The 6,004-nt window shown below is 40.8% G+C and carries 5 protein-coding genes and 4 tRNA genes; 3 read left to right on the top strand and 6 right to left on the bottom strand.

Annotated elements, in window-relative coordinates; all coding sequences use genetic code 11:
- Positions 1-174: 174 nt before the first annotated feature.
- From Q8W40_RS27735 to Q8W40_RS27720, 4 genes are all read right to left on the bottom strand, one after another.
- Positions 175-250: transfer RNA gene (locus Q8W40_RS27735), tRNA-Thr, on the bottom strand.
- 13 nt (positions 251-263) lie between these two features.
- Positions 264-338, bottom strand: a tRNA-Gly gene (locus tag Q8W40_RS27730).
- 36 nt (positions 339-374) lie between these two features.
- A tRNA-Tyr gene (locus Q8W40_RS27725) sits at positions 375-459 on the bottom strand.
- Between the two features lie 47 nt (positions 460-506).
- Positions 507-582: transfer RNA gene (locus tag Q8W40_RS27720), tRNA-Thr, on the bottom strand.
- Between the two features lie 212 nt (positions 583-794).
- Here Q8W40_RS27720 and coaA point away from each other — a divergent pair.
- Complete coding sequence (gene coaA, locus Q8W40_RS27715; protein WP_101114264.1) at positions 795-1,718, top strand: type I pantothenate kinase; 924 nt, start codon at positions 795-797, stop codon at positions 1,716-1,718.
- Between the two features lie 5 nt (positions 1,719-1,723).
- On the opposite strand, the gene birA is transcribed toward coaA, so the two are convergent.
- Positions 1,724-2,686, bottom strand: a complete 963-nt coding sequence (gene birA / locus Q8W40_RS27710) for a bifunctional biotin--[acetyl-CoA-carboxylase] ligase/biotin operon repressor BirA (protein WP_305402065.1) — start codon at positions 2,684-2,686, stop codon at positions 1,724-1,726.
- A complete protein-coding gene (gene murB, locus Q8W40_RS27705) occupies positions 2,683-3,729 on the bottom strand; it encodes a UDP-N-acetylmuramate dehydrogenase (RefSeq protein WP_305402066.1) in 1,047 nt (348 codons plus the stop codon). Before murB ends, birA begins: the two co-directional genes overlap by 4 nt.
- 66 nt (positions 3,730-3,795) lie before the next feature.
- Between murB and Q8W40_RS27700 the strand changes: the two genes are divergently transcribed.
- Both Q8W40_RS27700 and pssA read left to right on the top strand, forming a co-directional pair.
- Positions 3,796-4,221: a GNAT family N-acetyltransferase gene (locus Q8W40_RS27700; RefSeq protein ID WP_305402064.1), complete on the top strand. Its 426-nt coding sequence runs from the start codon at positions 3,796-3,798 to the stop codon at positions 4,219-4,221.
- A 101-nt stretch (positions 4,222-4,322) separates the two neighbouring features.
- Positions 4,323-5,663, top strand: coding sequence for a CDP-diacylglycerol--serine O-phosphatidyltransferase (gene pssA, locus Q8W40_RS27695; RefSeq protein WP_305402063.1), 1,341 nt, complete (start codon positions 4,323-4,325; stop codon positions 5,661-5,663).
- Positions 5,664-6,004: the final 341 nt, after the last annotated feature.

Below are 6,004 nucleotides of genomic sequence, written 5' to 3'. Positions count from 1 at the left end.
TGTTTTACCGTGGTCAACGTGGCCGATAGTACCAACGTTTACGTGCGGTTTCGTACGTTCAAATTTTTCTTTAGACATGGGGTGTCCCTCAAGGTACGGATTTAGGTGGCTTTAAGACCACGTAACCAAAATAATGGTGATTGCATTACAAAAAGGAAGGTCACTACTAAGAGCTGGTGCTGATAGGCGGATTTGAACCGCCGACCTCACCCTTACCAAGGGTGCGCTCTACCGACTGAGCTATATCAGCACTTAAAATGAGTTGGAGCGGGCAGCGGGAGTCGAACCCGCATCATCAGCTTGGAAGGCTGAGGTAATAGCCATTATACGATGCCCGCAACACGTAACTCTGTGAGCTATTTCCTTTAGGAATATGGTGGAGGGGGACGGATTCGAACCATCGAAGGCAGTGCCGGCAGATTTACAGTCTGCTCCCTTTGGCCACTCGGGAACCCCTCCAAATTTTTAAAACTTTTTCTCACTCTCTATTACACAGAGGGAAAAAGTGGTGCCGACTACCGGAGTCGAACTGGTGACCTACTGATTACAAGTCAGTTGCTCTACCTACTGAGCTAAGTCGGCACACGAGTGGGGCGAATTCTATTGAATGATTTTGTACCTTGCAATAGAAAATTGAAAAAAAATACAAATTTCCTTTAACTTCGGGTTATTTGCGCACAAATCCATCAAGATTTCATGATTCATACTCAACAATTGCCGTCCAAATCGTTTGCAAGTGACGTAGCATAGTGTATTGTCACTCTCCCTGATTTATATGGATATCTGAGTACTTTATGAGCCCTTACATGTCTTTTAACCGTCAACAATGGTCGGAGCTACGTGACTCTGTACCTATGATGTTGTCAGAAGAGGATCTGAAAGAGCTCCAGGGCATCAATGAAAGTCTCACGATGAAAGAAGCCGTAGATATCTACCTTCCTCTATCACGATTGTTAAACTTGTATGTGGAAGCAAGGCAAAGTCGAAATTCTGTATTACATCGCTTCTTAAATCAAAAAGAGCACGCGCCACCCTTTGTTATTGGCATTGCGGGTAGTGTTGCAGTTGGGAAAAGTACAACTGCTCGATTGCTAAAAGCTCTGCTCTCTCGTTGGGAAAATCACCCTAAAGTAGAACTCATTACTACTGATGGGTTCTTATATCCTAATAAGGTGCTAAACGAAAACGGATTGATGCAGAAGAAAGGGTTCCCAGAATCCTACGACATGAAAAAATTGGTGCAGTTTGTCTCGGATGTAAAAGCATGCAAGAGAAATGTAAAAGCTCCTGTTTATTCACATCTTACTTATGACATCACATCGAATAAAAAAGTTGTTGATTTGCCAGATGTTTTGATTATAGAAGGGTTAAACGTACTCCAAAGCGGCATGGATTACCCACACGACCCTCATAGAGTGTTTATCTCAGATTTTTTAGACTTTTCTCTCTTTGTGGATGCACAACCAGAAATGATTCAAACGTGGTATGTCGAACGATTTATGAAATTTCGACAGGGAGCATTTACGAAGCCAGGATCTTATTTTGGTCATTACACTAAACTCACCAAAAACGAAGCTCTCGAGAAAGCTCAAAGTATTTGGCAGACCATAAATGGAAAAAATTTACAGCAGAACATTTTGCCGACACGTGAGCGAGCACAGCTCATTTTGCAAAAAGGGCAAAACCATATGGTAGAAAAAGTTCTGCTGAGAAAGTAGCGCGGTTACTCGACTCCTCTAAGGGAGATTTCTCCCCCAATGTAGGTTTCAATGCCTTTGTCTGTTTCAATTAGTATACCGCCCTGCGCATCAATTCCTCTCGCTATTCCATATAACTCTTTTGGTCCTAGTATCAATTTGATAGGTCTTCCAAGATAGTTATCTAAACGATTCCATCGCTCAACGAACCCTTCCATACCATAGAGTTCATAGCTTTCTAGAGAGCGCTCCCAAGCGTTAATAATAGCCAAAGCCAATGCATTTCTGTCAATGTTCTCATTAGGTAAGATCTGCTCTAATGAAGTCCAAGGCTGCGTAATGTTTTCTGTTTTGTCTGGCATAGCAATATTTAACCCCATACCAATCACTAGATGCGCAGCTGCTCCAGCTTGCCCAGACATTTCAACGAGAATACCCGCAAGCTTTTTGTCTTCATAATACAAATCATTAGGCCATTTTAGCTTTACACCTTGAATACCAAGAGATTCAAAAGCCTCAACTACCGCGACACCCACTACCAGGCTGAGCCCCATTGCTGCAGCAATTCCTGCATCCAAGCGCCAATACATCGACAAATACAGATTACTACCAAAAGGAGATATCCACTCTCTCCCACGTCGACCTCGACCTTGGCTCTGGTATTCAGCCAAACACACATCACCACGATTTATTTCTCCGGCACAATCCAGCAAGAATTGATTCGTTGAATTGATGATAGGAAATACTTTTAACATTCGACCTGAATGACTAGCCAATTTTTCTTCATCGAGTAAAGAAAGAGGTCTAGGTAATCGATAGCCTTTCCTTTGGACACTGAATACATCAAGCCCTAGCTCTTGTATGCTTTTAATATGTTTGCTTATTGCCGCCCTAGAAACGCCAAACTGCTCACCAAGGGCTTCACCAGAATGGAAATCTCCATCGGCGAGTTGTTTTACAATGCCGTATTTTACGGAATCTACTTTCATGATTTATCCTTTAGGCATTCCGAAAGACACGTTTCACCTAAACTTCCTATAAAACGCACTTCATGCTCCAGCTCAACCTGATATTTTTTAAACACCGTTTGCTTTACAAAAGCTGCAAGGCTGACAACGTCATTTGATGTTGCTTCGCCCGTATTTACCAATACCAACGCCTGCTTTGGATGCACCATAACGCCACCGATTTTTTTACCTTTTAAGTTGGCGTTATCAATCAGCCATCCTGCAGCTAACTTAACTCCCTCTTTAGTGGGGTAACCGACGATATCTGGATATTGGCTCTCTAGTCGATCGAACTGATCTTGAGAGATCACCGGGTTCTTGAAAAAGCTACCTGCATTTCCTTGTTTACAAGGATCTGGAAGCTTAGAACGACGAATGTCGCAAACTCGCTCGTAAATATTAAACGCTGTTTGATCTTCTTTCGGCAAATCAGCCAAAGCGCCATATTTTGTTTTAGGCGTCCAGTTTTTGACTAGTTTAAAACCAACAGAAACCACAATAGCTTTGTTTTTCAGCACACGTTTAAAAATCGAATCTCGATACCCAAATTGGCACTCACTATTAGTCAAACGCTTGATCTGCTGGCTTTCAAGACAATAGATTTCAACGTATTCACATACATCTTTTAGCTCGACACCATACGCTCCAATGTTTTGAATAGGGGCTGAGCCTACACAACCAGGAATAAGGGCAAGGTTCTCTAACCCAAAATAGCCACTTTCAAGCGTCCACTCAACAAACTCAGGCCAATCTTCTCCTCCTTGAACATGCAGATGAAAATGAGTGTCTGACTCAATGACAGACTTTCCTCTTAACTCGTTGGTCAACACCACACCCAGGAAGTTTTGAGTAAATAATACATTACTACCTTTACCCAGCATTAACTTAGGCAACTCACTCCATTCTGGATTATCGTAGGCTTCTTTAAGGTCTTCTATTGATTCGACGACAGCCATATGACGACATTGGACATCGATACCAAAGGTATGAAAGGGTTTCAAACTACTGTTTTTGTATATCTGCATAATATTTGGAGTTAGAATTTCACTAACGAGCATATTACCTCAACTATTTAGAGAGCGCAGTGACGAATGAGTGAGCTTGAAGTCAAAAAACTCAACCCGATTCTATTACCTTTAGTTAAGCGCTTTTATAAACAGTATTATCCTTCAGCAAAGCCCAAATCAGATGAGCTAATTTTGGGCGGATATCTTAATGGGACCTTGGTGTCCACTGTACGATTCCGAACTATTGAAAACAGTCGTCTTTTGACAGGAATGCTGGTTGCAAAAGAGCATCAAAATCAAGGCTTAGGTCACGACTTATTAGTTTTCTGCCAAGATGCCGTTTTACAAGAAGGTGATTTTTGCTTTGCTTATGAGCATTTGAACAATTTTTATCATTCGCATGGATTTAGATCTGTCGAAACAGAAGACCTACCTAATGGATTAAAGAATTTGTTTATCCGATATCTCCGTAGTGGCAAAAAATTAAACGCGTTGAAATACTTTGTATAAGATTATTTCGCATATGTTTGAGTTATCTAGTCAATGTGGTCCGACTTTTGGTAAAATGAACGATTAGCCGTCAATCATATAAAGAAGGTAAAGCCTCTAACATGATCGCAATCAGGAATCTCATTAAGACACTTCCAACAATTGCGCAAAATCCAGATTCTTTTGAGGTTCTGTATTCTGCAAAATCGTTTCGTGAACAACTGCTTAGTGCGATTAAGCAAGCAACTCATCGAATCTACATTGTTGCACTTTATCTAGAAGATGATGACGCTGGTAGGGAAGTGTTGACTGCTCTTTACGAGGCAAAACAAAAGAAGCCGGATTTAGAAATTAAGATCTGTGTAGATTGGCATCGAGCTCAAAGAGGACTGATTGGTGCGGAGGCATCCGAGGGTAACGCTGCCCTATATAAGAAATTTGCAGAGCAATATGAACAGCCTATTCCTGTATATGGTGTCCCAGTCCGAGGACGTGAAGTGTTTGGGGTTCTTCACCTAAAAGGCTTTGTAATCGATAATTCTGTGATATATAGCGGAGCCAGCCTAAACAACATCTACCTCAATTTTAACGATAAATATCGCTTTGATCGCTACCATATTCTTCACAATGAATACTTAGCCAACTGTATGACGGATTACATCGAACAATCGATGATTCAACATCCTGCGGTCAACAATCTCGCGTGTAATAGCAAGCCCAACACAAAATCAATTAAACCGGCAATTCGACAACTTCGATCATCTTTGGCACAGAGCGAATATAAATTTGATCATCAGAATGTGGGTTCTGAGCAAGTAGCTGTGACACCTCTTGTTGGCGTAGGAAAGCGACGAAATAGACTTAATCAGAGCATCAACCATTTAGTAGCTCTAGCAAAAGATGAAGTCTTTATTTGTACACCTTATTTTAATTTCCCTAAAAGCCTAGCAAGGCAGATTAAAAAAGCATTAAATCGTGGTGTAAAGGTCACCATTGTTGTCGGTGATAAAACCGCCAATGATTTCTATATCCCACCGGAAAAAGAATTCAAGACAATCGCAGGACTACCTTATTTATATGAAATGAACTTAAGGCGCTTCGCGAAAGTTAATGAAGCCAATATTGCTAGTCGAATGCTCAATATCAGAGTTTGGAAGCATGATTCAAATAGCTACCACCTAAAAGGCATATGGGTCGATAAAAGATATATGCTTATCACAGGCAACAACCTTAACCCTAGGGCTTGGAAGTTAGATTTAGAAAACGCGCTCCTTATACAAGATCACTATAATCATCTGACTGAGAAATTTGAGAAAGAAGTTGAAAACATCCTGCAGCACACGGAACTTATTTGCACCTACAGGCAATTAGATAAGGTAGAAAGTTACCCGCTAGAGGTTCAAAAGCTTATTCGAAAAATTACTCGAGTCAGTATAGATAAAATTCTTAAGCAAATACTTTAAAAATCTAGTTGAATAAGAGAAGCCCAGTAATCGCTGGGCTTTCTTTTTTTCGCCTAAAATTCATTATTCCATCGAGTCGAACTAATTTGTTCTAAATACTAGTTAAGACTAACTGTCATAGATGAGAATACAATGGGTAGGCTTGCTTGATAATAAAAACCAATCACATAACTAAAATGTACGCTAGAGAGCGGTATAAGCTTGAAATAGAATTGGGTAGTTAGAATGCAAAAAACCCGCTGATATATCAGCGGGTTTTTTAATTGTGGCGGAGAGATAGGGATTTGAACCCTAGATACGCTATTAACGTATGCCGGTTTTCAAGACCGGTGCTTTCAACC

Source organism: Vibrio penaeicida, assembly GCF_030689305.1.
Taxonomy (GTDB): domain Bacteria; phylum Pseudomonadota; class Gammaproteobacteria; order Enterobacterales; family Vibrionaceae; genus Vibrio; species Vibrio penaeicida_B.
Note: the sequence above shows the minus strand (reverse complement) of the source record. Positions and strands in the feature narration are given on the sequence as shown.

What these genes read in the sequence shown, in the direction of transcription:
- pssA (WP_305402063.1), top strand. Translation starts at nt 4,323, where the DNA reads ATGATCGCAATCAGGAATCTCATTAAGACACTTCCAACAATTGCGCAA.
- coaA (WP_101114264.1), top strand. Translation starts at nt 795, where the DNA reads ATGAGCCCTTACATGTCTTTTAACCGTCAACAATGGTCGGAGCTACGT.
- Q8W40_RS27700 (WP_305402064.1), top strand. Translation starts at nt 3,796, where the DNA reads ATGAGTGAGCTTGAAGTCAAAAAACTCAACCCGATTCTATTACCTTTA.
- murB (WP_305402066.1), bottom strand. Translation starts at nt 3,729, where the DNA reads ATGCAGATATACAAAAACAGTAGTTTGAAACCCTTTCATACCTTTGGT.
- birA (WP_305402065.1), bottom strand. Translation starts at nt 2,686, where the DNA reads ATGAAAGTAGATTCCGTAAAATACGGCATTGTAAAACAACTCGCCGAT.